General features: G+C 72.1%; 25 protein-coding genes. 21 read left to right on the forward strand and 4 right to left on the reverse strand.

Annotated features, from left to right (window positions below):
* Positions 1 to 294 precede the first annotated feature (294 nt).
* From AB0C62_RS38340 to AB0C62_RS38410, 15 genes are all read left to right on the forward strand, one after another.
* Entirely contained in the window at positions 295 to 1,962 is a 1,668-nt protein-coding gene (locus AB0C62_RS38340; protein ID WP_362981349.1) for a CTP synthase, read from the forward strand.
* A gap of 111 nt (positions 1,963 to 2,073) precedes the next feature.
* Positions 2,074 to 2,700, forward strand: a complete 627-nt coding sequence (locus tag AB0C62_RS38345; RefSeq protein ID WP_362981350.1) for an NUDIX hydrolase — start codon at positions 2,074 to 2,076, stop codon at positions 2,698 to 2,700.
* 198 nt (positions 2,701 to 2,898) lie between these two features.
* The gene (locus tag AB0C62_RS38350) at positions 2,899 to 4,980 is read left to right on the forward strand and encodes a tetratricopeptide repeat protein (protein WP_362981352.1); all 2,082 of its coding nucleotides are present in this window, start codon (positions 2,899 to 2,901) and stop codon (positions 4,978 to 4,980) included.
* A gap of 161 nt (positions 4,981 to 5,141) precedes the next feature.
* Positions 5,142 to 6,266: an alanine dehydrogenase gene (ald, locus tag AB0C62_RS38355; RefSeq protein WP_362981354.1), complete on the forward strand. Its 1,125-nt coding sequence runs from the start codon at positions 5,142 to 5,144 to the stop codon at positions 6,264 to 6,266.
* Between the two features lie 425 nt (positions 6,267 to 6,691).
* Positions 6,692 to 7,828, forward strand: coding sequence for a ParA family protein (locus AB0C62_RS38360; RefSeq protein WP_355874640.1), 1,137 nt, complete (start codon positions 6,692 to 6,694; stop codon positions 7,826 to 7,828).
* Positions 7,813 to 8,397, forward strand: coding sequence for a hypothetical protein (locus AB0C62_RS38365; RefSeq protein ID WP_362981356.1), 585 nt, complete (start codon positions 7,813 to 7,815; stop codon positions 8,395 to 8,397). Before AB0C62_RS38360 ends, AB0C62_RS38365 begins: the two co-directional genes overlap by 16 nt.
* A 501-nt stretch (positions 8,398 to 8,898) precedes the next feature.
* Complete coding sequence (locus tag AB0C62_RS38370; RefSeq protein WP_362981358.1) at positions 8,899 to 10,101, forward strand: segregation/condensation protein A; 1,203 nt, start codon at positions 8,899 to 8,901, stop codon at positions 10,099 to 10,101.
* Positions 10,098 to 10,754 (forward strand): SMC-Scp complex subunit ScpB, encoded by a 657-nt coding sequence (gene scpB / locus AB0C62_RS38375; RefSeq protein ID WP_081223620.1) that lies wholly within the window; start codon positions 10,098 to 10,100, stop codon positions 10,752 to 10,754. Before AB0C62_RS38370 ends, scpB begins: the two co-directional genes overlap by 4 nt.
* Entirely contained in the window at positions 10,754 to 11,983 is a 1,230-nt protein-coding gene (locus tag AB0C62_RS38380; protein ID WP_362981360.1) for a pseudouridine synthase, read from the forward strand. The genes scpB and AB0C62_RS38380 overlap by 1 nt, the downstream gene beginning before the upstream one ends.
* A 184-nt stretch (positions 11,984 to 12,167) precedes the next feature.
* A complete protein-coding gene (locus AB0C62_RS38385) occupies positions 12,168 to 13,136 on the forward strand; it encodes a sigma-70 family RNA polymerase sigma factor (RefSeq protein ID WP_362981362.1) in 969 nt (322 codons plus the stop codon).
* On the forward strand, positions 13,133 to 13,723 hold the full coding sequence (locus tag AB0C62_RS38390; protein WP_362981364.1) for a TIGR03086 family metal-binding protein: 591 nt from the start codon (positions 13,133 to 13,135) through the stop codon (positions 13,721 to 13,723). The genes AB0C62_RS38385 and AB0C62_RS38390 overlap by 4 nt, the downstream gene beginning before the upstream one ends.
* 24 nt (positions 13,724 to 13,747) lie before the next feature.
* On the forward strand, positions 13,748 to 15,226 hold the full coding sequence (locus AB0C62_RS38395; RefSeq protein ID WP_362981366.1) for an MFS transporter: 1,479 nt from the start codon (positions 13,748 to 13,750) through the stop codon (positions 15,224 to 15,226).
* A 182-nt stretch (positions 15,227 to 15,408) separates the two neighbouring features.
* Positions 15,409 to 16,164, forward strand: a complete 756-nt coding sequence (locus AB0C62_RS38400; RefSeq protein ID WP_362981368.1) for an NUDIX domain-containing protein — start codon at positions 15,409 to 15,411, stop codon at positions 16,162 to 16,164.
* Positions 16,164 to 17,186 (forward strand): ADP-ribosylglycohydrolase family protein, encoded by a 1,023-nt coding sequence (locus AB0C62_RS38405; RefSeq protein ID WP_362981370.1) that lies wholly within the window; start codon positions 16,164 to 16,166, stop codon positions 17,184 to 17,186. Before AB0C62_RS38400 ends, AB0C62_RS38405 begins: the two co-directional genes overlap by 1 nt.
* Before the next feature lie 3 nt (positions 17,187 to 17,189).
* Positions 17,190 to 17,969, forward strand: coding sequence for a nucleotidyltransferase domain-containing protein (locus AB0C62_RS38410; protein WP_362981372.1), 780 nt, complete (start codon positions 17,190 to 17,192; stop codon positions 17,967 to 17,969).
* Here the strand turns inward: AB0C62_RS38410 and AB0C62_RS38415 are convergent.
* Genes AB0C62_RS38415 through AB0C62_RS38430 form a run of 4 tightly spaced genes read right to left on the reverse strand, consistent with a single transcriptional unit; the run spans position 17,966 to position 20,488 of the window.
* Entirely contained in the window at positions 17,966 to 18,718 is a 753-nt protein-coding gene (locus AB0C62_RS38415) for a nucleotidyltransferase domain-containing protein (RefSeq protein ID WP_362981374.1), read from the reverse strand. The two genes, AB0C62_RS38410 and AB0C62_RS38415, sit on opposite strands and share 4 nt — an antisense overlap.
* Before the next feature lie 21 nt (positions 18,719 to 18,739).
* A complete protein-coding gene (locus AB0C62_RS38420) occupies positions 18,740 to 19,171 on the reverse strand; it encodes a Rieske (2Fe-2S) protein (RefSeq protein ID WP_362981376.1) in 432 nt (143 codons plus the stop codon).
* The gene (locus AB0C62_RS38425) at positions 19,168 to 19,752 is read right to left on the reverse strand and encodes a DUF6529 family protein (RefSeq protein ID WP_362981378.1); all 585 of its coding nucleotides are present in this window, start codon (positions 19,750 to 19,752) and stop codon (positions 19,168 to 19,170) included. The genes AB0C62_RS38420 and AB0C62_RS38425 overlap by 4 nt, the downstream gene beginning before the upstream one ends.
* A 25-nt stretch (positions 19,753 to 19,777) precedes the next feature.
* Positions 19,778 to 20,488, reverse strand: a complete 711-nt coding sequence (locus AB0C62_RS38430; protein WP_362981398.1) for a hypothetical protein — start codon at positions 20,486 to 20,488, stop codon at positions 19,778 to 19,780.
* Positions 20,489 to 20,672: 184 nt separating this feature from the next.
* Between AB0C62_RS38430 and AB0C62_RS38435 the strand changes: the two genes are divergently transcribed.
* The 6 genes from AB0C62_RS38435 to der all read left to right on the forward strand — a co-directional run bounded on the left by AB0C62_RS38435 (position 20,673) and on the right by der (position 25,807).
* Entirely contained in the window at positions 20,673 to 21,104 is a 432-nt protein-coding gene (locus AB0C62_RS38435) for a YidB family protein (RefSeq protein WP_362981380.1), read from the forward strand.
* A gap of 136 nt (positions 21,105 to 21,240) precedes the next feature.
* Positions 21,241 to 21,603, forward strand: a complete 363-nt coding sequence (aroH, locus tag AB0C62_RS38440; RefSeq protein WP_081223608.1) for a chorismate mutase — start codon at positions 21,241 to 21,243, stop codon at positions 21,601 to 21,603.
* Complete coding sequence (locus AB0C62_RS38445; protein WP_362981382.1) at positions 21,600 to 22,685, forward strand: prephenate dehydrogenase; 1,086 nt, start codon at positions 21,600 to 21,602, stop codon at positions 22,683 to 22,685. Before aroH ends, AB0C62_RS38445 begins: the two co-directional genes overlap by 4 nt.
* Before the next feature lie 199 nt (positions 22,686 to 22,884).
* Complete coding sequence (gene cmk / locus AB0C62_RS38450) at positions 22,885 to 23,580, forward strand: (d)CMP kinase (RefSeq protein WP_362981384.1); 696 nt, start codon at positions 22,885 to 22,887, stop codon at positions 23,578 to 23,580.
* Positions 23,538 to 24,251 carry a lysophospholipid acyltransferase family protein gene (locus AB0C62_RS38455; protein WP_362981386.1) on the forward strand — a complete coding sequence of 238 codons (714 nt, stop codon included), beginning with the start codon at positions 23,538 to 23,540 and terminating at the stop codon, positions 24,249 to 24,251. The genes cmk and AB0C62_RS38455 overlap by 43 nt, the downstream gene beginning before the upstream one ends.
* A gap of 77 nt (positions 24,252 to 24,328) precedes the next feature.
* Positions 24,329 to 25,807 carry a ribosome biogenesis GTPase Der gene (gene der, locus AB0C62_RS38460; protein WP_362981388.1) on the forward strand — a complete coding sequence of 493 codons (1,479 nt, stop codon included), beginning with the start codon at positions 24,329 to 24,331 and terminating at the stop codon, positions 25,805 to 25,807.
* The last annotated feature ends 107 nt before the right edge of the window (positions 25,808 to 25,914 follow it).

Below are 25,914 nucleotides of genomic sequence, written 5' to 3' on the forward strand. Positions count from 1 at the left end.
GTGTACCGGCGGGACTCGGCAGCGAGTGTCCGAGCAGGATACGACGCACGTGGAAGATCCGCGTGCCGCTCCCGGCAACCCGGCTGGGCCGATCGAGTGAGCGGTGTGCGGGGTGTGTGCCGAGGTGTGCGCGGAGCGTGGCCGGAAGCAGCCTCGTTCGGTCGCTGATACCCTGGTAGCCCGTGGACCGGTGGGCAAGAAACCCCCGAACCGCAGCGACGGCGCCTCCGGAAATCTCCGGACCCCACGCCGGTACGCACCCCAGACCGCGACCACGGGAGCCCCCTCTTGGCCATGCCGCCCGCTGCTTTCCGAAACAGCACTGCCACGACGACCAAGCACATCTTCGTCACCGGGGGTGTCGCCTCCTCCCTCGGCAAGGGACTGACGGCCTCCAGCCTGGGCGCGCTGCTCAAGGCGCGGGGTCTGCGGGTCACGATGCAGAAGCTCGACCCGTACCTGAACGTCGACCCGGGCACCATGAACCCGTTCCAGCACGGTGAGGTGTTCGTCACGAACGACGGCGCCGAGACGGACCTGGACATCGGTCACTACGAGCGCTTCCTCGACGTCGACCTCGACGGCTCGGCCAACGTCACCACCGGCCAGGTGTACTCCACCGTCATCGCCAAGGAGCGGCGCGGCGAGTACCTGGGCGACACGGTGCAGGTCATTCCGCACATCACCAACGAGATCAAGCACCGCATCCGCCGGATGGCCACCGACGACGTCGACGTCGTCATCACCGAGGTCGGCGGCACGGTCGGTGACATCGAGTCCCTGCCCTTCCTGGAGACGGTCCGCCAGGTCCGCCACGAGGTCGGCCGCGACAACGTCTTCGTCGTCCACATCTCGCTCCTCCCGTACATCGGCCCGTCCGGCGAGCTGAAGACCAAGCCCACCCAGCACTCGGTGGCGGCCCTGCGCAACATCGGTATCCAGCCGGACGCGATCGTCCTGCGCGCCGACCGCGAGGTGCCCACCGCCATCAAGCGCAAGATCTCGCTGATGTGCGACGTCGACGAGGCGGCCGTGGTGGCGGCGATCGACGCCAAGTCGATCTACGACATCCCGAAGGTCCTGCACACCGAGGGCCTGGACGCCTACGTCGTCCGCAAGCTGGACCTGCCGTTCCGCGACGTGGACTGGACGACCTGGGACGACCTGCTCGACCGCGTCCACAACCCCGTCCACGAGATCACCATGGCGCTCGTCGGCAAGTACATCGACCTGCCCGACGCCTACCTCTCGGTCACCGAGGCGCTGCGCGCCGGCGGCTTCGCGAACAAGGCACGCGTCAAGATCAAGTGGGTCACCTCCGACGACTGCAAGACCCCGGCCGGTGCCGCGGGACAGCTCGGTGACGTCGACGCGATCTGCATCCCCGGCGGCTTCGGCGACCGCGGCGTGTCCGGCAAGGTCGGCGCCATCCAGTACGCCCGCGAGAACGGGATCCCGCTGCTCGGCCTCTGTCTCGGCCTGCAGTGCATCGTGATCGAGGCCGCGCGGAACCTGGCCGACATCCCGGACGCCAACTCCACCGAGTTCGACTCCGCCACCGGGCACCCGGTCATCTCCACGATGGCCGAGCAGCTCGACATCGTGGCCGGCGAGGGCGACATGGGCGGCACCATGCGGCTGGGCATGTATCCGGCCAAGCTCGCCGAGGGCTCGATCGTGCGGGAGGTGTACGACGGCAAGGAGTACGTCGAGGAGCGCCACCGTCACCGCTACGAGGTGAACAACGCCTACCGCGCCGAGCTGGAGAAGAAGGCCGGTCTGCAGTTCTCCGGCACCTCCCCGGACGGCAAGCTCGTCGAGTACGTCGAGTACCCGCGTGACGTCCACCCGTACCTGGTCGCGACCCAGGCACACCCCGAGCTGCGCTCCCGCCCGACCCGGCCGCACCCGCTCTTCGCGGGCCTGGTCAAGGCCGCGGTGGAGCGCAAGACGGGCAAGTAACACAAGGGTTGTACGGTGGCCGGGGTGTCGGCCCGCGGGTGAGATCCGCAGGTCGCGCACCCCGGCTCCGTCGACGGACCGGCTTCTTTGGGCACGTGTGGGAGGACAGCCATGACGATCAAGGACACCCCCGAGGAGTGGGAGGTCCGGGCGACCGAGACCCCCTTCAAGGGCAACAAGACCTCGGTACGCACCGACGACGTGGTCATGCCCGACGGGTCCGTCGTCCGCCGCGACTACCAGGTCCACCCGGGCTCCGTGGCCGTCCTCGCCCTCGACGACGAGGGCCGGGTGCTGGTCCTGCGCCAGTACCGCCACCCCGTGCGCCAGAAGCTGTGGGAGATCCCGGCCGGCCTGCTCGACATCCCCGGTGAGAACCCGCTGCACGCCGCGCAGCGCGAGCTGTACGAGGAGGCGCACGTCAAGGCGGAGAGCTGGCGCGTGCTGACCGACGTGTACACCACGCCCGGCGGCTGCGACGAGGCCGTCCGCATCTTCCTCGCCCGCGACCTCTCCGAGGCGGAGGGCGAGCGGTTCGACGTCGAGGACGAGGAGGCCGACATGGAGCTGGCCCGCGTTCCCCTCGACGATCTCGTCCGCGGTGTCCTCGCCGGCGAGCTGCACAACAACTGCCTGGTCGTGGGCGTCCTCTCGCTCGTGGCGGCCCGGCAGGGCGACGGTCTGGACGCGCTGCGTCCCGCCGAGGCGCCGTGGCCCGCGCGCCCCTTCGACGCCTGACAGCGGTTCCTCCCGCCACCCTCCGGACGCGGAGCACCCACCCGTCCGGAGGTGCCGGTCCTACGATCGCCTGATCCGATCGGGGGACGTCCCCGCCGCGCTCCTCCCGGATCGTCGCAGAGCGTGAACTAGGCTCTGGAAACGCCCGAACCGGAGTCCCGGCGGGCTTGCGCGCGCAGTGGAACGGGAGTGTGGCCCGTGGCGGATCAGGCAGTGGACGACGGCGGCACGAAGGTGTCGGCCAAGGGGCGGCGCCCGGCTGCCGGGTCCGCTCCTACGGAGAGTCAGTTCCTGGGCCGTACCAGAGAGTTGAAGGAACTCCGGGCCGACATCGAACGCGCCGGGCTGGACACGCTGTCCGGCCGCAAGGCGCCTCGCGCGCGGGTTCTCCTGATCGCAGGGAAACCCGGATCGGGCCGCACCGCGCTCGCCGCCGAACTCGCCGCGCAGGTCGCCGAGAGTTACCCCGACGGCATACTGCGAGCCCGGCTCACCGAACCCGACGGCACCCCGGTGCCCACCGAGTCCACCGCGCGGGAACTGCTCACCGCCCTCGGGCTGCCCACGCCCCCCGGCGCCGGCGCGGACGACCTCGGCGAACGGCTGCGCGAGGCTCTCGCCGTCCGCCGCGCGGTGCTCGTCCTCGACGACGCGGCCGACGCCGAGCAGGTCGACGCGGTGCTGCCCGACTCCCCGGACTGCCTGGTCGTCGCCGTGTCCGGGGGCCCGCTGACCGGGATCGCCGACGTCCGCCCCTGCACCCTCGGCGGCCTGGACACCAAGTCGGCCCTCGAACTCCTCGGCCACTTCACCGGCTCGGTGCGCATCACCGTGGACCCGCTCGCCGCCGAGGGACTGGTCGAACTCTGCGCCGGCCAGCCCGCGGCCCTGGTGCTCGCCGGCGGCTGGCTCGCCGCCCGCCCGGCGTCCGCCGTGGCCGACCTCGCCAAGCACCTGCGCTCCGAGGGCGAGGACGGCACCGCGCTGGCCCGCGTCTTCCGGCTCGCCTACACCGCGCTGCCGAGCACGGCCGCGCGGATACTGCGCCTGCTCTCCCTGGCGCCCGCGGGGCTCGTGGACCCGCACACGGCCTCCGCCCTGGCGGGCTGCTCGGTGCAGGCCGCCCGCACCACGCTCGACGACTTCGTCGCCCTCGGCCTGCTCCGCGCGGTCCCGGCCCCGCTGCCGCAGTACGAGGTCCCCGGCTGCCTCCAGCCGCTCCTCCAGGCACTGATCGAGGCGCACGACCGGCCCGCCGAGGTGCAGCTCGCCCGCGCCCGGATGCTGGAACGGACCGTACGGCTGCTGGTGTCCTGCCGCGCCGTCACGGAGACCGACAGCTCGCCCGCCCAGGAGAAGCTCGCCGGGATGCCGCGCGCCCTCCGCTTCCCGAGCCCCCGGGCGGCGGAGGAGTGGCTGACCGTCCGCAAGCCAGCGCTGCTCGCCTCCGCCCGGCTCGCGGTGGCCGACGGGGAGCTGGACACCCTCGCCCGACGTCTGATGGCCGCCCTGGTGCGGGCCATGGTCGCCCACTTCGGCACCCAGGCCGCCGCACCCGAGCTGTACGGCATCCACCGGCTCGTGCTCGACGTCGCCGAGCGCCGGAAGCTGCCGCGCGAGAAGGCCGCGGCCCTGCTGAACCTCGCCGACCTCGACGCGCAGACCGGCCGGACGACCGACGCCCTCGCCCGCTACCGGGCCGCGCTGGACGCCGGACGGGAGGCGAACGACCCGTACGCGACCGGCCGCGCGATGGAATCCGTAGGCGGTGCCCACCAGGAGCTGGGCGACTACGACCGGGCCGCCGACTGGTACGGCCGGGCCCTCGCCGAACGCCTCGCCCGCGGTGAGCGGGTGGACGCCGCCCGCCTGTACGGACGCATCGCCACCGCGCACACCTACGCGGGCCGCTACGGCGAGGCGCTGGTCAACTGGCGCGCGGCCGTCGCCGGGCACCGCAAGAACGGCGATGTCGCCGCGCAGGCCCGCGCGTTGAGCGAGATGGCACGCGTCCAGGAGTACGCCGGACGGCCCGAGGAGTCGCTGCGCACCTGCCAGGAGGCCGTCGAGTGGGCGCGTCGCGCGGACGACGTACGGCTGCAGGCCGCGCTCCAGCTCCGGCTGGCCGACACCCTGGACCGGCTCGGCGACCCCGCGGCCGCCCGGCTGCACCGTGCCGCGGCCGAGCGCATGCTGGGAGATGAGCTCCCGGAGAGCGCATTCGATCTGGAACAGGACGCTAACGCCTGCGAAATCCGTAGTGCATCCGCTGAAGATTGATGCATTGAAAGGCTAGACAGAAAGAATCCCTTCATTAGACTGGCTCCGCCGCGTTCTTCCGTGGTGTCTCCCGGTGTGCTCCCGTATGCCGGGTATGACATGCATCGCCTGGCTTGCATCGCCTCGGCGTGCATAGCCCCGAACCCTCTGAGCCAAGGACCGTGATCGACGTGAAGGTCGGCATCCCCCGCGAGGTCAAGAACAACGAGTTCCGGGTGGCCATCACCCCCGCCGGTGTGCACGAGCTGGTGCGCCACGGCCACCAGGTCGTCGTCGAGCAGAACGCCGGCGTCGGCTCCTCGATCACGGACGAGGAGTACGTCTCCGCCGGTGCGCAGATCCTCGGCACCGCCGACGAGGTCTGGGCCACCGCCGACCTGCTGCTCAAGGTCAAGGAGCCGATCGCGGAGGAGTACCACCGCCTGCGCAAGGACCAGACGCTCTTCACGTACCTGCACCTCGCCGCCTCCAAGGAGTGCACGGACGCCCTCCTGGAGTCGGGCACCACGGCGATCGCGTACGAGACCGTCGAGCTCCCCAGCCGCGCGCTGCCGCTGCTCGCCCCGATGTCCGAGGTCGCGGGCCGACTGGCCCCGCAGGTCGGCGCCTACCAGCTGATGCGCGCCAACGGCGGCCGCGGCGTCCTGCCCGGCGGTGTCCCGGGCGTGCTCGCAGCCAAGGCCGTCGTCATCGGCGGCGGCGTCTCCGGCTGGAACGCCGCGCAGATCGCCATCGGCATGGGCTTCCACGTGACCCTGCTCGACCGCGACATCAACAAGCTCAAGGAGGCGGACAAGATCTTCGGTACGAAGATCCAGACCGTCGTCTCCAACACCTTCGAGCTGGAGAAGGCCTGCCTCGAGGCCGACCTCGTGATCGGCGCCGTGCTCATCCCGGGTGCCAAGGCCCCGAAGCTGGTCACCAACGAGCTCGTGTCGCGGATGAAGCCGGGAAGTGTCCTTGTCGACATCGCGATCGACCAGGGCGGCTGCTTCGAGGACTCGCGTCCCACCACGCACGCCGAGCCGACCTTCCCGGTCCACAACTCGGTCTTCTACTGCGTCGCCAACATGCCCGGCGCGGTGCCCAACACCTCGACCTACGCGCTGACCAACGCGACGCTGCCGTACATCGTCGAGCTCGCCAACCGCGGCTGGGTCGAGGCGCTGCGCCGCGACAACGCCCTGGCCAAGGGCCTCAACACCCATGACGGCAAGGTCGTTTACCGCGAGGTCGCCGAGGCTCACGGCCTGGAGCACGTCGCCCTGGAGAGCCTGCTCAGCTAGGACCCACGGAGGCGTCGAGAGTCGACTTTCGAGGTCGACTCCGGGCTGACAAAAGGCGATACGTCAACACAGGTCGTCAACACCGCGCACCCGGCCGGACCTTGCCCGACAAGGTCCGGCCGGGTGTGTGTCGGGTCACTTTGCGACACTCGTTCAACTCGCCACGAACGTAACTCTTTAACCGATTCGCACACCGGTGAAACCTGCTGTGCGACGGCCTTACGCCCTTGACAGAGGGGTGTTCGGTTGCCGACACATCGGGTCGGGTCCGGCGGATTGTGTTGCTGCGGAGCGGTGACACGCCATAGAGTCGCCAACCGTCGGCATGGTGCCACGCTGACCTATCTAGAAGTTTCCTGGTCACCAAGGAGGTAAGACGACTTGTGAATGAGTCGACATTTACTCCCGGGGGTGGTCAACCAGGAATGCCGGCGCGGGGCCAGAGCCCCACGGGGCTCGAGGCTGTCGGCTCCGTCGCTGTCCGCACCTTCGCAGCCCACCAGAGTCCCCCTAGAACAGGGCTGACCCAGCCAGCACACCAGAGCATGGATGGCCATCACGTGAACGCCATGGCCGGCAACGGAAGTGGCGAGAACCACACCCACTTCGCCGACTACGACGAACTGCCCGAGGGGCACTTCTACGACCCCGACGCCGAGTACGAGCCCGATCCGGAGTACGCGGCCACGCTCGCGCCCGACGCGGCCCGCCAGCGCCGTGAGCGCATCGGCCCGACGGGGCGGCCCCTGCCCTACTTCCCGATCCCGGGTCCGCTGACCAGCCACGGACCCGCGACGATCATCGCGATGTGCAACCAGAAGGGCGGCGTGGGCAAGACCACGTCGACCATCAACCTGGGCGCGGCTCTCGCCGAGTACGGCCGCCGCGTGCTCCTCGTCGACTTCGACCCGCAGGGCGCGCTGTCCGTGGGGCTCGGCGTCAACCCGATGGAGCTCGACCTCACGGTCTACAACCTGCTCATGGAGCGGGGCATGGCGGCCGACGAGGTGCTCCTGAAGACGGCGGTCCCGAACATGGACCTGCTGCCCAGCAACATCGACCTGTCCGCCGCCGAGGTGCAGTTGGTCAGCGAGGTCGCGCGCGAGTCGACGCTCCAGCGGGCCCTGAAGCCGCTGATGGCCGACTACGACTACATCGTGATCGACTGTCAGCCCTCGCTCGGTCTGCTCACCGTGAACGCGCTGACGGCCGCCCACAAGGTGATCGTGCCGCTGGAGTGCGAGTTCTTCGCGCTGCGTGGTGTCGCGCTGCTCACGGAGACGATCGAGAAGGTCCAGGAGCGGCTCAACCCCGACCTGGAACTCGACGGCATCCTCGCGACGATGTACGACTCCCGCACGGTGCACAGTCGTGAGGTGCTCGCACGCGTCGTGGAGGCCTTCGACGATCACGTCTACCACACCGTGATCGGCCGGACCGTCCGCTTCCCGGAGACCACGGTCGCCGGTGAGCCGATCACCACGTACGCCTCCAACTCCGTCGGTGCCGCCGCCTATCGCCAGCTCGCCAGGGAGGTGCTCGCCCGGTGTCCCGCCGAGTGAGTCTGCCGGGGGCCGACGAACTGTTCCGTACCACCGGGGGAATGGCGCTCCAGTCGTCCACGCCCTCGCGCCGGACCAACGGCGAGGCCCGGGTGCCGGCTCCGGCCGGTGAGAGCGACGCGGCGGCCGCCGGGGAGGACGCACCGCACGCGGTGCCCGTCCAGGGCGGTGACGGTGAGGGCGACGAACACGTCGCCGCCGACGCCGAGTCGTCCGACGCGGGGGAGTCCCGCAGCCGGGGCGGTGCCCCGGACCGTTCGGGGCGGCGTCCGCAGGCGCAGGAAGGTTCTGCCGCCCCCGCCGCCGGCGGGCAGTCGTCCCGCAAGCGCGGGCGGGCGGCCCCCAACCGGCGCCCCAGCGGGCGGGAGCGGCACGACGAGAAGATCACGGTGTACGTGTCCGCCGAGGAACTGATGGACCTCGAGCACGCCCGCCTGGTGCTCCGCGGTGAGCACGGGCTCGCCGTGGACCGCGGGCGGATCGTCCGCGAGGCGGTCGCCGTCGTCCTCGCCGATCTGGAATCCCGTGGGGACGCGAGCATCCTCGTACGACGGCTGCGCGGGCGGTAGCGGTAGCCTGCGACGGCTATGACCTCGAACGACCCGCCTCCGACCGCCGCCTCCGGCGGTCGTCGGCGTGCGCTGGGGCGCGGACCGGGCACGGCACCGGCGCCCGGTGGGGCCCAGCCCCCGCCGTCCCCGGAACCACCCGGTCCTACGGGCGGTCCGAACGAACCGCCCGCCCGGCCGCTGGAAGCGCCGCCGGCCCCCTCCACCGAGGACTCAGGAGCGCCTGAGGCGTCCGGCGGCGGACGTGAGACCCCCACCGAACCGCCTGAGGCGCCCCCAGAGGGCCCCGACGCGTCCGGTGGGCCCGCGAGTCCGGTCGGACGCTCCGAGGCGCTCCAGGTGCCCGCGGAGGCCGCTGAGGCGCTTCCGGAGTCCGCCGGGTCCGACCAAGCCGCTCGGGCGAGCGGAGCGAGGACCGGGCCTCTCGCCGGTCCCACCGGATCCGCCGGAGGCTTCCCGGTCGAGGGCTCCCGGTCGGGCGGACCGGCAACTGCGGATCCCATGCACCCCCCGGCTCCCGCCCCCTCCGCCGGCGTCTTCGTGGCGGGCGACGTCGGGGACGAGGATCTCGCGGGCCTTGCGGGGCCTGACGGGTCCGCCGGAGAGACCGGAGGCGGCCCTGTCGCGGTTGCCGGGACCGCTGTCCCGCCCGCGTCCAGGGCTCCGTCCGCCGTGCCACGACGAGCGCCCGGTGACACGCCGGCCTCCGTGCCCGGGACCGGCGCGGCCCACGTTCCGACGGGGCCGGGTCAGGGGGCCACGGCCGGATCCGCAAGGCCCGTCACTGCTCCCGAAGGGACCGGGACGACAGGCGGCGACGCCTCCGACGCGGCCGACCCGACCGACGCCACCGACGACGGCGTCTTCAAGGTGCGGCTCTCGAACTTCGAGGGGCCCTTCGACCTGCTGCTCCAGCTCATCTCGAAGCACAAGCTCGACGTCACCGAGGTCGCGCTGTCGAAGGTCACCGACGAGTTCATGGCGCACATCCGGGCGATGGGGCCGGACTGGGACCTCGATCAGACGACCGAGTTCCTGGTCGTCGCGGCCACCCTGCTCGACCTGAAGGCGGCCCGCCTGCTGCCGACCGCGGAGGTCGAGGACGAGGCCGACCTGGCCCTCCTGGAGGCGCGCGACCTGCTGTTCGCACGGCTGCTCCAGTACCGCGCGTACAAGCGGATCGCCGACATCTTCAACGCCCGGCTCGAAGAGGAGGGCCGCCGCTACCCGCGTACGGTCGGCCTGGAGGCGCACCACGCCGCGCTGCTGCCCGAGGTGGTCATCAGCATCGGGCCGGAGGGCTTCGCCAGGCTCGCCGTGAAGGCGATGCAGCCCAAGCCCAGGCCGCAGGTCTACGTCGACCACATCCACGCGCCGCTCGTCAGCGTGCAGGAGCAGGCGGGCATCGTGGTGGCGCGGCTGAAGGAACTGGGCGAGGCCAGCTTCCGGGCGCTCGTCGAGGACGCCGACGACACCCTCACCGTCGTCGCCCGCTTCCTGGCCCTGCTGGAGCTCTATCGGGAGAAGGCCGTCGCCCTGGACCAGGAGGAGGCCCTCGGGGACCTGATGGTGCGCTGGACGGGCGGCGAGGGCGGGGACCAGCCGAGGGTGACGGACGAGTTCGACCGGCCCCCTGAGCCGCTGGACGACGGGAAGAGGCGGGCGGCCAAGGAGCGCGGGGAACCCGAGGAGGAGAAGACGTGAGCGAGGACACCATGGAGACCCCCGCGGGGCCGCGCACCGTCGCCGACCTCGACCTCAGGCCGGCCCTTGAGGCCGTCCTGATGGTCGTCGACGAACCCGCGACCGAGGAGCACCTCGCGAAAATACTGGAGCGGCCCAAGCGGCAGATCGCGGACGCCCTGCGCGCACTGGCCGACGACTACACCGTCCAGGGCCGTGGATTCGAGCTGCGGCTCATCGCCGGCGGCTGGCGTTTCTACACCCGGCCCGAGTACGCGGCCGCCGTCGAGCGCTTCGTCCTGGACGGGCAGCAGGCCCGTCTCACCCAGGCCGCCCTGGAGACGCTCGCCGTCGTCGCGTACCGCCAACCGGTCAGCCGTTCCAGGGTCTCGGCGGTCCGCGGAGTCAACTGCGACGGCGTGATGCGCACCCTCCTCCAGCGGGGTCTGGTGGAGGAGGCGGGCGCGGAACCCGAAACAGGTGCGATCCTGTACACGACGACGAACTACTTCCTGGAGCGAATGGGCCTGCGCGGTCTGGACGAGCTCCCGGAGCTCGCGCCCTTCCTCCCCGAGGCGGACGCGATCGAAGCAGAGACGCTGGAAGGGGTCCCGTCGTTCGATCCGGATGCACCGGATACAGACGCAGACGACACGACGACGACGGAACTTTGATGCGAAGCAGTGGCAGTGGCAGCGGCAGGAACAGCGGGCGCGGCAACCCGCGGGGAACCGGCGGGAGCGGTAGCTCGCGTGGGGCCGGCGGGAGCGGCGGTGCGCGCGGAAGCGCCGGCGGTTCGCGTGGGGCCGGTGGAGGCGGCGGCCCGCGTGGGGCCGGCGGTTCGCGTGGGGCCGGCGGGAGCGCGGGCTCACGCGGAGCCGGTTCCCAGCCGAGGAGCGACGCGGGGCGCGACGACCAGCCGAAGCGTCCCAGCAAGCCCCGTCCCGAGGAGCGTCGCTACGACGTAGGCCCCGGGGGCACACACGAAGGCCCGAAGTCCGGGCGCGGCGCCTCGGCACGCGGCGGCGCCAAGGGCGGCCCCAAGCAGGGCCAGCAGCGCGGCGGCCGCACCGAGCCCTCGCGCTCCCGTGAGTACGAGACGCGGACCGAGGAGCGCAACCGCGACCGGTACGCGGGCAAGCCCGACATCAAGCTGCCCAAGACCTTCCCGGGTGCCGAGGAGGAGGGCGAGCGCCTCCAGAAGATCCTCGCGCGAGCGGGCTACGGCTCCCGGCGTGCCTGCGAGGAACTGGTCGACCAGGCCAGGGTCGAGGTCAACGGCGAGATCGTCTTGGAGCAGGGTCTGCGCGTCGACCCGGAGAAGGACGAGATCAAGGTCGACGGCCTGACGGTCGCGACGCAGTCGTACCAGTTCTTCTCGCTGAACAAGCCCGCCGGTGTCGTCTCCACCATGGAGGACAACGAGGGCCGTCAGTGCCTCGGCGACTACGTGACGAACCGCGAGACGCGGCTCTTCCACGTCGGCCGGCTCGACACCGAGACCGAGGGCGTCATCCTGCTCACCAACCACGGTGAGCTCGCGCACCGGCTGACCCACCCCAAGTACGGCGTGAAGAAGGTCTACCTCGCGCACATCGTCGGCCCGATCCCGCGTGACCTGGGCAAGCGGCTCAAGGACGGCATCCAGCTGGAGGACGGGTACGCCAAGGCGGACCACTTCCGCGTCGTGGAGCAGACCGGCAAGAACTACCTCGTCGAGGTGACCCTGCACGAGGGCCGCAAGCACATCGTGCGCCGCATGCTCGCCGAGGCCGGCTTCCCGGTCGACAAGCTGGTGCGCGTCGCCTTCGGCCCGATCACGCTGGGCGACCAGAAGTCGGGCTGGCTGCGCCGCCTGTCGAACACCGAGGTCGGCATGCTGATGGCCGAGGTCGGCCTCTAGGCCCCGACAGGACCCCGGGGGCGGTCGCACGACCCACCGCCCCCCCCGCGCCTCGCGCGTACGACGGCCGGTTCCGGAACTTCTCCGGGGCCGGCCGATTCGTTTTCGCCGCCCGGCCGGTCTGTACCGGTGAACGGACCACCGGTGTGCCGCCGTGCGCCCGGTGCGAACGAAGGGAGCGGCGATGACCGCGACGACGGACCGGGACGAGTTCGTCCGGCTGACCGACCCGTACCGGCGGGAGCTGCTCGCCCACTGCTACCGCATGCTCGGCTCGGTCGACGACGCCGAGGACCTGGTCCAGGAGACGTACCTGCGGGCCTGGCGGTCCTACGAGGGGTACGAGGGCCGGGCCTCCCTGCGCACCTGGCTCTACCGGATCGCCACCAACACGTGTCTGACGGCCCTGGAGGGGCGGGGGCGGCGTCCGCTGCCCACCGGGCTCGGCGGGCCGGGAGACGCGCCGGAGGGCCCGCTGCGGGCCCCGGCGACGGACGTTCCCTGGCTCCAGCCGCTGCCCGACTCGCTCCTCGACCCGGCGGCGGTCGTCGCCGCGCGCGGCACCCTGCGGCTCGCGCTGGTCGCCGCGCTGCAGAACCTGCCCGCGCGGCAGCGGGCCGTGCTCATCCTGCGGGACGTGCTGGCCTGGCGGGCCTCCGAGGTCGCCGCCGTGCTCGACACGACCACCGCGGCGGTCAAGAGCACCCTCCAGCGCGCGCGTGCCCGCCTCGACGAGGTCGCGCCGGAGGAGGACCTGGTGGTCGAGCCCGACGGGGCCGACGACCGCGAGCTGCTCGACCGGTACATGCGGGCCTTCGAGAACGCCGACATGGAGTCGTTGCTGGGCCTGCTGCGGGACGGGGTCGAGCTGGAGATGCCGCCCCACCTGGAGTGGTTCAGCGGCAAGAAGGACGTCCTGCGGTTCCTGCGGGTACGGGTGCTCTCCGGCCGCGCGCCGGGATGGATCCGCATGCTGCCGGTCCGGGCCAACGGGCAGCCGGCGGTGGCGGCGTACGAAAGCGGTGCCGACGGGATGCTGCGGGCGCACTCCGTGCAGGTCCTCACCGTCGAGGAGGGCGCTGTCGCACGGCTCACCGTCTTCCTGGACCCGGAGCTGTTCCCCGGCTTCGGGCTGCCCGGGGTGCTCGCGTGAACCCCGGTGAGCTGCTGGAGCGTTCCCTCGCCTACGCGCTGGGCGGTGTCGCGGCCGTCCCGCGCACGGGTCTGGGCCGGCCGACGCCGTGCGCGGACTGGGACCTCGGGGAACTGCTCCAGCACCTCGACGACTCGCTGGACGCGCTCTACGAGGGCGTCGCCGAGGGCCGGGTGGGGCTGTGTCCCGCCGTACCCGCCGCCGATCCGGTGTGTGCCTTCCGCGCGCGGGCCGGGGCGCTCCTCGGCGCCTGGGCGGCCGTGTCCGGCGCGCCGCCCGCCCCGGCCGTGGGGGACCGCCGCCTCGACCTGGGGCTGCTGGCGGCGGTCGGTGCCCTGGAGATCGCGGTGCACGGCTGGGACGTGACGCAGGCGTGCGGTCGGCCACGGCCGATACCGTCCGCGCTCGCGGCGGAACTGCTGCCCCTCGCACCGGTCGTGGTGGCGGACGCCGACCGCGGGGTGCGGTTCGCCGATCCGGTCGCGGTGCCCGCGGGGGCCGGGCCCGGCGACCTGCTGCTCGCCTTCCTGGGACGCGGTCCGCAGCCACGATTCCTTTTCGGGGCGGCGCCGGTCCGTCTTCCGTGAGTGATCCTCACGGAAGGAACCGTCATGACCGACACCACCGCACGCGCCCCCGTCCAGCAGCCGACGCCCGTGCCCGCACGCCGTGCGTGGACCGTCGTGCTCGCCGGACTGGGGGCGCTGCTCTGTTCCCTGGACGTGGTCGTCGTGGCCACCGCGCTGCCCTCGCTGCGGGCCGACTTCGGGGCGAGCCTGTCCGACCTGGAATGGACGATCAACGCGTACAACCTCGTGTTCGCCTGTCTCACCCTGACCGGTGCCGCGCTCGGCGACCGCTTCGGCCGGCGGCGCATGTACGTCGCCGGGCTCGCCGTCTTCACCCTGGCCTCGGCGCTCGCGGCGCTGGCCGGGGGGCCGGGGCAGCTCATCGGCGCGCGGGTGCTCCAGGGCGCCGGCGCGGCCGTCCTGCTGCCGCTCACCCTGACCCTGATCAGCGAGGCGTTCCCGGCCGAGAAGCGGGGCGTGGCCATCGGGGTGTGGGGCGGGGTGACCGGCCTCGGGGTGGCGGCGGGACCCGTCCTCGGCGGGGCCGTCACCGAGGGCCTGTCCTGGCAGTGGATCTTCTGGCTGAACGTGCCCACCGGGCTGGTGATGCTGCCACTGGCCGCGCTGAAGCTGCGTGAGAGTCACGGGCCGCGTCCACAACTCGACGTCGTGGGGCTGCTGTTGGCGGCCGTCGGGCTGACCGGCCTGGCCTGGGCGCCGGTGCGGGCCCCGCAGGCGGGCTGGGGGAGCGCCGAGGTGCTGGGCGCACTGGCGCTCGGAGTCCTCTTCACGGCGGCCTTCCTCGGCTGGGAGCGGTCGCGGGCGCGCTACCCGATGCTGCCGCTCGGATACTTCCGCCGGCGGGCCTTCTCCACCGCCAACGGCGTCGCCTTCCTGACGTTCATGTCGCTGCTCGGCTCCCTGTTCATGATCACGCAGCTGTTCCAACTGGGGCTCGGGAACTCGCCGTTGCAGGCCGGTGTCCGCATCCTGGTGTGGACCGGCATGCCGCTGGCCGTCGCTCCGCTCGCGGGCGCGCTCGCCGACCGGTTCGGCAACCGGCCCTTCATGCTCGGCGGGCTCGCTCTCCAGGCGCTCGGTCTCGGTCTGCTGGCGTGGCAGGTGGAACCGGGCGTGGACTACGGGCGGTTGGTGCTGCCGCTGATCGTCGCGGGCGTCGGCATCTCGATGGTCTTCCCCACCGTCGCCAACGCGGTGACCTCGTCGGTCCCGCCCGCCGACGCGGGGGTCGCCGCGGGCGTCAACAACGCGCTGCGCGAACTCGGCGGAGTCTTCGGGATCGCCGTCGCCGCGGCCGTGTTCACCCGGTACGGGGGCTACGGCTCGGCCGAGCGCTTCGTCGACGGCTGCGGCCCCGCGCTGTGGGTCTCCGCCGGCGTCGCGACCGTCGGAGCGCTCGTGGCGGCTCTCGCCCCGGCGCGCACACCGGCGCAGGGGCACGACGTGCGCCGGTCGCGGGCCCGTCGGGCCGAGGTTACGAACGCCGGGGTCGACGGGTGACCGAAGCGGCCTTCGTCCGGGTTCCGCATCCCTTCCGCCGCCCCCGCCCCAGGCGGCGACACATCTCCCACGGGCGCGGCGAGGAGCAGCAACTTCCGTGGGCGTGAACCTTGTTGGGGTCCTCGCATCCCCTTTATAGTCGTACTGACCATAGTCAGACTGACCATAAAGGGGATGAGGGTGTGGCGTCAGAGGACGGCCGCGCGCCGGGCGGTACGAAGCCCGAGGGATACGACAAGTACGCCTTCGAGCCCTTCGCCGTCACCGTCGACCTGGCCGTCCTGACGGTGCGCGCGGGCGCACTCCAGGTGCTGCTCGTCGAGCGTGGCCAGGAGCCGTACGCCGGCCACTGGGCGCTGCCCGGCGGCTTCGTGCTGCCCCACGAGTCCGCGGAGGCGGCGGCGCGCCGCGAACTCGCCGAGGAGACGGGCCTGTCGGACATCTCCGGGCTCCACCTGGAACAACTGCGCACCTACAGCGAACCCGACCGCGACCCCCGTATGCGGATCGTCTCCGTCGCGTTCGCCGCGCTCCTCGCCGACGCCCCCGAACCGCACGGCGGCGGCGACGCGGCACAGGCCCGGTGGCTGCGGTTCGACGCGCTCGCCCCGCTCGCCTTCGACCACGACCGCATCCTCGCCGACGCCCACGAACGCGTCGGCGCCAAGCTCGAGTACTCCTGTCTCGCCACCTCCTTCTGTCCGCCCGAGTTCACCCTCGGAGAGCTGCAGCAGGTCTACGAGACCGTGTGGGGCACCGCTCTCGACCGGCCCAACTTCCGCCGCAAGGTCCTCGCGACGCCGGGTTTCGTCGAACAGGTCCCCGGCGGCGCCCGCCTCACCGGCGGCCGCGGCAAGCCCGCCGCCCTCTACCGCGCGGGCGGCGCGAAAGCACTGCATCCACCCCTGCTGCGCCCCACCTCGGAAGGACGGCCCTGATGACCACCACGACCCTCGCGAAACGCGCCGCCACCGGCTCCCTGATCGGCCTGGCCCTCGGTGACGCGCTCGGGTTCCCCACCGAGTTCAACTCCGTGCCCGCCATCCTCGACAAGTGCGGCCCCTGGCGGCAGATGGCGCTGCCCCGGCCCGCGATCGTCACCGACGACACCCAGATGACGCTCGCCCTGGCCTGGGGGCTGCGCACCGCCATGGACCGCGGGTTGCTCGGCCCGCTGCGGATGGAACGGCCGGTGCGCGAGGAGTTCGTGGACTGGTACCAGTCGCCGCAGAACAACCGCGCCCCCGGCCGGACCTGCCTCACCGCCTGCAACCTCCTCAAGAACGAGAAGCGGCGCTGGCAGGAGGCCAGTCAGATCGGCTCCAAGGGCTGCGGCGCCAACATGCGCGTCGCACCCGTCGGACTCGTCCGCGGACTCAGCGACGAACAGCGGGCCGGGGCCGCGCAGTTGCAGGCCGCACTCACCCACGGCCACCCCACCGCGCTCGCCGCCTCGGACCTCACCGCCCACGCGGTCTGGCTGCTCGCCCAGGGCACCGAGCCGATGGGACTGATCGGCCGGCTGCGCTCGTACGCGTACGAGAACCGGCACCGCTACCACACGCGCTGGCTCGGCGACCTGTGGACCTTCAGCGAGGACGCCACACCGGAGCAGTACATCTCCCGCGGCTGGGACGAGTGCCTCGACGTCCTCGACAACCTCCGGCACGCCGTGCGCACCGTCTCGCCCGAGTCCGACCCCTGCATGGCCACCGGCGGGGGCTGGGTCGCCGAGGAGGCACTCGCCACCGGCCTGCTGTGCTTCCTGCTCTTCGTCGACGAACCCGTCACCGCGCTGCGCCGCGCCGCCTGCACCTCGGGCGACTCCGACTCGATCGCCTGCCTGACCGGGGCGTTCGCCGGCGCCTACCACGGCTCCGGTGCCTGGCCCCGGGAGTGGGCCGACCGGATCGAGTACCAGGGCGACCTGATGTCCCTGGGGGCGCTCTGGGACGCTTGAGGGATGACAGACGCCCTGGACCTCGGCACCGACCTCGCGAGCGTGGTGGCCGAACAGCCCGACCCCGTGCTCTTCGCCACCGTCTCCGGGGCGCACCTGTACGGCTTCCCCTCGCGCGACTCCGACGTCGACCTGCGCGGCGTCCATCTGCTGCCCACGGCCGACCTCGTCGGACTGCGCGAGCCCGAGGAGACCCGGTCCCGCATGTGGCTGCGCGAGGGCGTCGAGATGGACCTGGTCACCCACGACCTGCGCAAGTTCGTACGGCTGATGCTGCGGCGCAACGGCTATGTACTGGAGCAGCTGCTCTCGCCGCTCGTCGTGCACACCGGTGACGAACACCGGGAGCTGGTCTCGCTCGCCCCCGGCGTCCTCACCCGTCATCACGCCCACCACTACCGGGGGTTCGCCTCGACGCAGTGGCGGCTCTTCGAGAGGACCGGCGAACTCAAGCCGCTGCTCTACACGTTCCGTGTGCTGCTCACCGGTATCCACCTCATGCGCAGCGGCGAGGTCCAGGCCGATCTGCCGACGCTCGTCGGACAGATCGCCTCTCCCGACTACCTGCCGGACCTGATCGCCGAGAAGGCGGAGCGGGAGCACGGCGCCGCCGACGTCCCCCACGCGCGCGTGGAGGCGGACGTCGAGCGGCTGCACAGCCTCCTCGACGAGGCCCAGGACGCCTCGGCACTGCCGGAGGCCCCCTCCGTGCGCGACGCCCTGCACGACTACGTCGTCCGGGTCCGTCTCGACGCCGACCGACAGGCCGCGGCCGTCTCCTAGGGCGGGTCCGGAGCGCCGGAGTCCCGGAGCGCGGCGGCCCGGCGCGTCCGGATCAGGAAGTCCTCCACGCGCGCGTGGTCCGGCTCGGGCGGAAGCGGGCTGCGGGACTCCGCCTCCTCGGCCTCCGCCGCCAGCCGGGACATCCACGCCTCGACCCGGTCCCAGGACATCTCGCCCCGCCGCACGGCGAGGAGCGGCTCCCGCTGGTCGCCCACGTCGACCGTGAGGACGCCGGTGCGCAGCAGATCGCGCGAACTCATCAGGAGCCGCAGCAGATGCATGGCGTGCTTCCAGCGCGGGGCGCCGTGCCGGCGGACATCGGCCTCCAGCTTCTTGTGCTGGCCCAGGGCGTAGCGGGCGAACGTCTCGTGTGCGAGACGGGACAGGAACGCCCCTCTGAGGGCGAGGAGTTCGCGCCCCACCTCGTCCGTGTACGTGACGAGGGGGGAGTGCAGGCACTCCAGGATGTTCGGGTTGGCGCGCAGCGCGAGCGCGCAGAACCGCTCCAGCTCCCAGCTGAACTGCTCCTCCGCCGGCCCCTCGACATGGGTCGGGGGCTTCTCGAAGCGCCAGAACAGCGGGGTCGGGGCGAGGAAGACGCCCCGGACGTCCGTGTCGCTGTCGTCCGTGGCCAGCCCGAAGGCCCGCGACCCCATCACACAGGAGTAGACCGTGTGATCACGCACCAGGGAGAGCGGGGAGACGGGGGACGCCGCGGAGACCCGCGGCGCTCCGGATTCGGAACGCATGCCCGGAGCGTACGGGCCTTCTCACGCCGTGCGGATCGAATTTCCTTCCACGACGATCTTCTCCGCGGGCAGCGGACGCGGTGCGGGACCGGCCTTCACCGCGCCGTTCTCGACGCTGAACCTGCTCCCGTGGCACGGGCAGTCGATCGTGCCGTTCGCGACGGTGTTCACGGTGCAGCCCTGGTGCGTGCAGATCGCCGAGAAGGCCTTGAAGTCGCCCTTCTTCGGCTGGGTCACCACGATCTTCTTGTCCTTGAAGATCTTGCCGCCACCGACCGGGATGTCGCCCGTCGAGGCGAGCTTCTCGCCGCTCGACGCCTTCGGCGAGGTGTTGGAGGTGTTGTCCGAGGAGCTGTCCGAGCCGCCTTCGTCCCCGTACTTGCTGCACCCCACGAGCAGCGCGGACGCCCCCGTCGCGAGGATCACGGTGCGCCGCGTCGAGCGGTGGGTCATGTCGTCACTCCGAACGTTCGGAAGAACCAGAGGGCGGACGTCAGCCAGAGGGCCGTGAGCACGGCGAAGACCAGGCCGCCGACGATCGGCAGCAGCCAGCCGGGCAGGCGCTCCCAGCGGAGCAGCAGCATCTTGGCACTGAAGGCACCGAAGAAGAAGCAACCGAGGAGCGAGTGCAACAGGACGCGTGTCTCGTACGTCTGATAGCCCAACGCGTACAGACAGTGCACGGCGACCGGCACCGCCACCAGGAAGGCGATCCGCCCGGACCACCGGTGCAGCGTGGACGCCCAGCCCGGCCCCGGCAGCTTCCCGTACATCATGAGCGCCGACGCGAACTGGACGAGCGCGAAGAAGAACGCGGCCGTCGCGAGCCACGACTTCACGGCGCCGGTGCTGCTGAAGCCCGCCAGGTTGAAGGCCGTTCCGGCCGGGTCGTGCAGTCTGCCGTAGACACCGAGGCCGAGGGCGACCGCCCCGGCGACCAGGGCGGGGACGAGATAGCGGGCCGGACTCCGGCGGCGGTGGGCGGGTGGCGGAACGGGAAATCCCCGGGTGGCGGCGTTCGGGTCCACGGTCATGAGCTGCTCCCTGCGAGAGAGGGGGTCAGGGGGTGACAGGCCGCGCGACGATCTTGTGTCCGTCGATGGTCACGGCACCGGTCTCCGGGTCGATCGCCGGAGCCTTCGAGGGAGTGCCGTCGCGGTCGACGACGCCGACCTGTTTTCCGCCCGGCAGCACGATCCAGCCGCCGTCGATCTTCGCCCCGCGCACGGTCGAGGTCGCCCGGTACAGCCCGGACGGCTTGACCGCCCGGTCGGCGGTGAAGCCGTAGCGCCGCCCGCCGAGGTCGACGGTCCCGCGGATCCGCCGGCCGTCCTTGAGCGTGCCGTTCAGCTCGGCGCCGTCGCGGCCCGTGAGCTTCATGGCGCCGTCGCTGCCGACGTCGCCCTTCAGCCAGGACTCCTTGTCGTGCCCGTCGCAGAAGTACGCGATCGCCTTCCCGTTCCGCAGGGAGACGGCGACCGCCGACGAGTCGTCGTCCGTGCGGCCCGCGTAGTCGGCGTCGGGCGCCGGGCGGACCGTGGGTGACGCCGGAGGCGATGAGGAGGGCGACGAACGCGGCGACGGCGATGAGGGGTCCGGTGAGGACGGGGACGCGGAGGCCCCGGACGCGGCGGGCGACACCGTGGCGCCCGGTGGGTTCTTCTGGTCGGCCGACGCTGTCCTCGTCCCCGTCGCCGCGTTGAGCGACAGCAGGAACACGCCGAGCACGAGCCCCGCGAGAAGGGTGAGAAGGGGTCCTGGACGCTTCATGCGGGTCATACGGGCCTCCCCCGAGGCGAGTCTCCTGCCATGAGAGCGGACCCGCGGCCCCGCGTCCAGAGGCGCACAGGCGCGTTCTCACCACAAGTGGCGGAAAGGGGTGATTCCGGTGACATTGACAGAGCTTGAGGCCGGGCGGGCGCCTCCCCCGGCCGCACTCACGAAAGGCGGGACCATGGCGGGTAACGATCTCGGCAGTCTGCTCGGCGGCCTCCTCGGCGGGGGCGGCCAGTCCGGCTCCTCCGGCGGCGGCGCGGGCAACATCCTGGGCGCGCTGCTCGGAGCCCTCGGCGGCGGCGCGTCGGGCAACGGCGGCGGCAGTCCGCTGGGCGGCCTGATGGACATGCTCACCAAGTCCGGCCTGGTCGACCAGGCCCAGTCCTGGGTCGGCAGCGGCGAGAACAAGGCCGTCAGCGGCCGGCAGATCGCCGAGGCGCTGCCCGACGAGACCCTCCAGAAGGTCGCCGAGCAGAACGGGGTCAGCCCCCAGCAGGCCGCGGACCAGATCGCCCAGTCGCTTCCGCAGGCCGTCGACAAGCTCACCCCGACCGGGCAGATCCCGTCCGGCACCTCGCTCGAGGACCTCATCAAGCAGCAGTCGCTCTGACCCCGTGGCCCCGGCCGCGGACGGCCGGGTCCGCTGCGCGGCCCCGTCTCGTCAGGCGGGCGCCGCGCACCCCCGCTCCGGGCCCTGACTACGCTGGCCACGACACGACCGACGCAGACCAGCGAGGAGCATCACCGTGGCGGTACGAGCGGTCCGGGGCGCCGTCCAACTGGAACGGGACGAGGCCGGCCACATGGATGAGCAGGTGAGCGAGCTGCTCACCGCCGTCCTGGAGCGGAACGCGCTCACCACGGACGACCTGATCAGCATCTGGTTCACGGCGACACCCGATCTGCACAGCGACTTCCCGGCGGCCGCCGCGCGCAAGCTCGGCATCGTCGACGTCCCGCTGATCTGCGCGCAGGAACTGGACATCGAGGGCGCCATGCCGCGCGTCGTCCGGGTCCTCGCCCACATCGAGTCCGACCGGCCGCGCGCCGAGATCGTGCACGTCTACCTCGGCGCCGCCGGCGCACTGCGCAAGGACATCGCCCAGTGAGGACCGCACTCGTCATCGGCACCGGCCTGATCGGCACGTCGGCCGCCCTCGCGCTCGCCGCCCGCGGCGTCGTCGTCCACCTCGCCGACCACGACCCGGAGCAGGCCCGTACCGCCGCGGCACTGGGCGCGGGCACCGACGAGCCGCCCGCCGGGCCCGTCGACCTCGCCATCGTCGCCGCGCCGCCCGCCCACGTCGCCGCCACCCTCGCCGACGCCATGCGCCGGGGTCTCGCCCGCGGCTACCTGGACGTCGCCAGCGTCAAGGGCGGCCCCCGCCGCGAGCTGGAGGCCCTCGGCCTCGACCTCGCCGCGTACATCGGCTCGCATCCCATGTCCGGACGCGAGAAGTCCGGCCCGCTGGCCGCGACCGGCGACCTCTTCGAAGGGCGCCCCTGGGTCCTCACGCCCACCCGCGACACCGACACCGAGGTCCTGAACCTCGCCCTGGAACTGGTGTCGCACTGCCGGGCCGTGCCCGTCGTGATGGACGCGGACGCCCACGACCGTGCCGTCGCCCTCGTCTCGCACATGCCGCACCTGGTGTCCAGCATGGTCGCCGCCCGCCTGGAGCACGCGGAGGAGGCGGCCGTACGCCTCTGCGGGCAGGGCATCCGCGACGTGACCCGTATCGCGGCCTCCGACCCCCGGATGTGGATCGACATCCTCTCCGCCAACCCGGGACCCGTCGCGGACCTCCTCACGGACGTCTCCGCCGACCTCGACGAGACGGTACGGGCGCTGCGCGCCCTCCAGTCCGCCGACGACGGCAAGCGCCGCGACGGCGCCACCGGCATCGAGGACGTCCTGCGCCGCGGCAACGCCGGACAGGTCCGTGTCCCCGGCAAGCACGGCTCCGCGCCGCGCGCCTACGAGGTCGTGGCGGTCCTCATCGACGACCAGCCGGGCCAGCTCGCCCGCATCTTCGCCGACGCGGGGCAGGCCGGGGTCAACATCGAGGACGTACGCATCGAGCACGCCACCGGGCAGCAGGCCGGTCTGGTGCAGCTGATGGTCGAGCCGAAGGCGGCACCGGTGCTCAGCGCCGCGCTGCGGGACCGCGGCTGGGCGCTGCGCCAGTAAGCCCGGTCCCGGGCCGGGCGGCAGCTCCGGGCCCGGCCGGGGGTGACCCGGCGGGCCCCGGTGAGCCGGAGCGGGGACGGCCCGCTCGTACGGCCCGGGAAGGGCCAGTAATACGGGGTCCGCGGAGCCAGTAACCTTGTGCGGGGCGCGATCGTGTCCCGCACAGACCTCCACCCCGCACCAGGAAGGTGTTCCCACCGTGGAAAACGGCGCCGCCCGGACCGCTCCGACCGTCATCGTGGCCATCGACGGCCCCTCGGGCACCGGCAAGTCGAGCACCTCGAAGGCCGTGGCCGCGAAGCTCGGGCTGAGCTACCTGGACACCGGGGCCCAGTACCGCGCGATCACGTGGTGGATGGTCAGCAACGACATCGACGTCACGGACCCCGCCGCGATCGCCTCCGCGGCCGGCAAGCCGGAGATCATCTCCGGGACCGACCCGTCCGCGCCGACCATCACGGTCGACGGCATCGACGTCGCGGGCCCGATCCGCACGCAGGAGGTCACCTCCAAGGTCAGCGCGGTCAGCGCCGTGCCCGAGGTGCGCGCCCGGATCACCGAGCTGCAGCGCACGCTCGCCGCGTCCGCCGCCGACGGCATCGTCGTCGAGGGCCGGGACATCGGCACCACCGTGCTGCCCGACGCCGACCTGAAGATCTTCCTCACCGCCTCTCCGGAGGCGCGCGCCGCCCGCCGCAGCGGCGAGCTGAAGGGCGCGGACGTCGCGGCGACCCGCGAGGCGCTCATCCGGCGCGACGCCGCCGACTCCAGCCGCAAGACGTCCCCGCTCGCCAAGGCGGACGACGCCGTCGAGGTGGACACCTCCGACCTCACGCTCCAGCAGGTCATCGAGTGCGTCGTCACCCTCGTCGAGGAGAAGCGGGCCGCCGAGTGACCGCACCCTCCGCGAGAGGCGCCGAGGTCGGGCGCCGTATCGGCGTCGGCCTGATGTACGGGCTGTGGAAGCCGCGTGTCCTCGGCGCCTGGAAGGTCCCCGCGACCGGTCCGGCGATCCTGGCCGTGAACCACTCGCACAACATCGACGGACCGATGGTCATGGGCGTGGCGCCCCGGCCCACCCACTTCCTGATCAAGAAGGAAGCGTTCATCGGGCCGCTCGACCCCTTCCTGCTGGGCATCGGCCAGCTGAAGGTGGACCGTCACACCACCGACCGCACGGCCATCACCGACGCCCTCGGCGTCCTGACGTCCGGCGGCGTCCTCGGGATCTTCCCCGAGGGCACCCGGGGCGACGGCGACTTCGCCTCGCTGCGGGCCGGCCTCGCGTACTTCGCGGTGCGCAGCGGCGCCCCGATCGTCCCCGTGGCGGTGCTGGGAAGCTCCGAGCGGAACAGCCGGTTGATAAAGGGGCTGCCCCCGCTGCGCAGCAGGGTCGACGTCGTCTTCGGCGACCCCTTCGAAGCGGGCGACGGCAGCGGACGGCGCACCCGCAGCGCCCTGGACGAGGCCACCGGCCGCATCCAGAAGCAGCTCAGCGCCCACCTGGACCACGCCAGGCGTCTCACCGGACGCCCGGAAAACGCCGGGCGCCCCGCCGGGCGTTAGGCGACACTTGAGTAGTGGATCGGCCGGTTTGCGGTCGTTCCACCGATCACCACGATGAACGACGAGGTACGGACTTCATGAACGACCACATCCAGCCCGACGGCTCGGCAGAGCACGAGCACGGGGCGCTTGGCGATGCCGAGTACGCGGAGTTCATGGAGCTCGCCGCGGAAGAGGGCTTCGACATCGAGGACGTCGAGGGCGCGATCGGGGAGGCGGGCCACGGCCCGCTGCCCGTCCTCGCCGTCGTCGGCCGCCCGAACGTCGGCAAGTCGACCCTGGTGAACCGCATCATCGGCCGCCGCGAGGCGGTCGTCGAGGACAAGCCCGGCGTCACCCGCGACCGCGTCACCTACGAGGCCGAGTGGGCGGGCCGCCGCTTCAAGCTGGTCGACACCGGTGGCTGGGAGCAGGACGTCCTCGGCATCGACGCGTCCGTGGCCGCCCAGGCCGAGTACGCGATCGAGGCCGCCGACGCGGTCGTCTTCGTCGTCGACGCCAAGGTCGGCGCCACGGACACCGACGAGGCCGTCGTCCGGCTGCTCCGCAAGGCCGGCAAGCCCGTCGTCCTGTGCGCCAACAAGGTCGACGGCATGAGCGGCGAGTCCGACGCCTCGTACCTGTGGGCGCTCGGTCTCGGCGAGCCGCACCCGGTCTCCGCGCTGCACGGCCGCGGCACCGGCGACATGCTCGACGCCGTCCTGGAAGCCCTGCCCGAGGCCCCCGAGCAGAGCTTCGGCGCCGCGGTGGGCGGCCCCCGCCGCATCGCCCTCATCGGCCGCCCGAACGTCGGCAAGTCCTCCCTGCTGAACAAGGTGGCGAACGAGGACCGTGTCGTCGTGAACGAGGTCGCGGGCACCACCCGTGACCCGGTCGACGAGCTGATCGAACTCGGCGGCATCACCTGGAAGTTCGTCGACACGGCGGGTATCCGCAAGCGCGTCCACCTCCAGCAGGGCGCGGACTACTACGCCTCGCTGCGCACCGCGGCCGCCGTCGAGAAGGCCGAGGTCGCGGTCATCCTGATCGACGCGTCCGAGACCATCTCCGTGCAGGACCAGCGCATCGTCACCATGGCCGTCGACGCCGGCCGTGCGATCGTGCTCGCGTTCAACAAGTGGGACACCCTCGACGAGGAGCGCCGCTACTACCTGGAGCGGGAGATCGAGACCGAGCTCGCCCAGGTGGCCTGGGCCCCTCGCGTGAACGTCTCGGCCCGCACCGGCCGGCACATGGAGAAGCTCGTCCCGGCGATCGAGACGGCGCTGGACGGCTGGGAGACCCGCGTCCCGACCGGCCGGCTGAACGCCTTCCTCGGCGAGCTGGTCGCCGCCCACCCGCACCCGATCCGCGGCGGCAAGCAGCCCCGCATCCTGTTCGGCACGCAGGCGGGCACCAAGCCCCCGCGTTTCGTCCTCTTCGCCTCCGGCTTCATCGAGCACGGCTACCGCCGCTTCATCGAGCGCCGGCTGCGCGAGGAGTTCGGCTTCGTGGGCACGCCGATCCACATCTCGGTGCGGGTGCGGGAGAAGCGCGGCGCCAACAAGAAGAAGTAACGCCCGGCGACAACGGGTGAGGGGCGGCTCCGAACAGGGACATGCCCACGGACCCGCTCAGCGCGCCCCAGCCCCACAGCCTCGGCCGGACGATCCGGCGGCGGATC

Source organism: Streptomyces sp. NPDC048643, assembly GCF_040650615.1.
Classification (GTDB): domain Bacteria; phylum Actinomycetota; class Actinomycetes; order Streptomycetales; family Streptomycetaceae; genus Streptomyces.

Coding starts and splice junctions, on each gene's coding strand:
- AB0C62_RS38385 (WP_362981362.1), top strand. CDS start 12,168: ATGACCGCGACGACGGACCGGGACGAGTTCGTCCGGCTGACCGACCCG.
- AB0C62_RS38425 (WP_362981378.1), bottom strand. CDS start 19,752: ATGACCGTGGACCCGAACGCCGCCACCCGGGGATTTCCCGTTCCGCCA.
- der (WP_362981388.1), top strand. CDS start 24,329: ATGAACGACCACATCCAGCCCGACGGCTCGGCAGAGCACGAGCACGGG.
- AB0C62_RS38370 (WP_362981358.1), top strand. CDS start 8,899: ATGCACCCCCCGGCTCCCGCCCCCTCCGCCGGCGTCTTCGTGGCGGGC.
- AB0C62_RS38340 (WP_362981349.1), top strand. CDS start 295: ATGCCGCCCGCTGCTTTCCGAAACAGCACTGCCACGACGACCAAGCAC.
- AB0C62_RS38345 (WP_362981350.1), top strand. CDS start 2,074: ATGACGATCAAGGACACCCCCGAGGAGTGGGAGGTCCGGGCGACCGAG.
- AB0C62_RS38420 (WP_362981376.1), bottom strand. CDS start 19,171: ATGACCCACCGCTCGACGCGGCGCACCGTGATCCTCGCGACGGGGGCG.
- AB0C62_RS38380 (WP_362981360.1), top strand. CDS start 10,754: ATGCGAAGCAGTGGCAGTGGCAGCGGCAGGAACAGCGGGCGCGGCAAC.
- AB0C62_RS38360 (WP_355874640.1), top strand. CDS start 6,692: ATGCCGGCGCGGGGCCAGAGCCCCACGGGGCTCGAGGCTGTCGGCTCC.
- AB0C62_RS38405 (WP_362981370.1), top strand. CDS start 16,164: ATGACCACCACGACCCTCGCGAAACGCGCCGCCACCGGCTCCCTGATC.
- AB0C62_RS38415 (WP_362981374.1), bottom strand. CDS start 18,718: ATGCGTTCCGAATCCGGAGCGCCGCGGGTCTCCGCGGCGTCCCCCGTC.
- AB0C62_RS38410 (WP_362981372.1), top strand. CDS start 17,190: ATGACAGACGCCCTGGACCTCGGCACCGACCTCGCGAGCGTGGTGGCC.
- AB0C62_RS38435 (WP_362981380.1), top strand. CDS start 20,673: ATGGCGGGTAACGATCTCGGCAGTCTGCTCGGCGGCCTCCTCGGCGGG.
- AB0C62_RS38430 (WP_362981398.1), bottom strand. CDS start 20,488: ATGAAGCGTCCAGGACCCCTTCTCACCCTTCTCGCGGGGCTCGTGCTC.
- AB0C62_RS38395 (WP_362981366.1), top strand. CDS start 13,748: ATGACCGACACCACCGCACGCGCCCCCGTCCAGCAGCCGACGCCCGTG.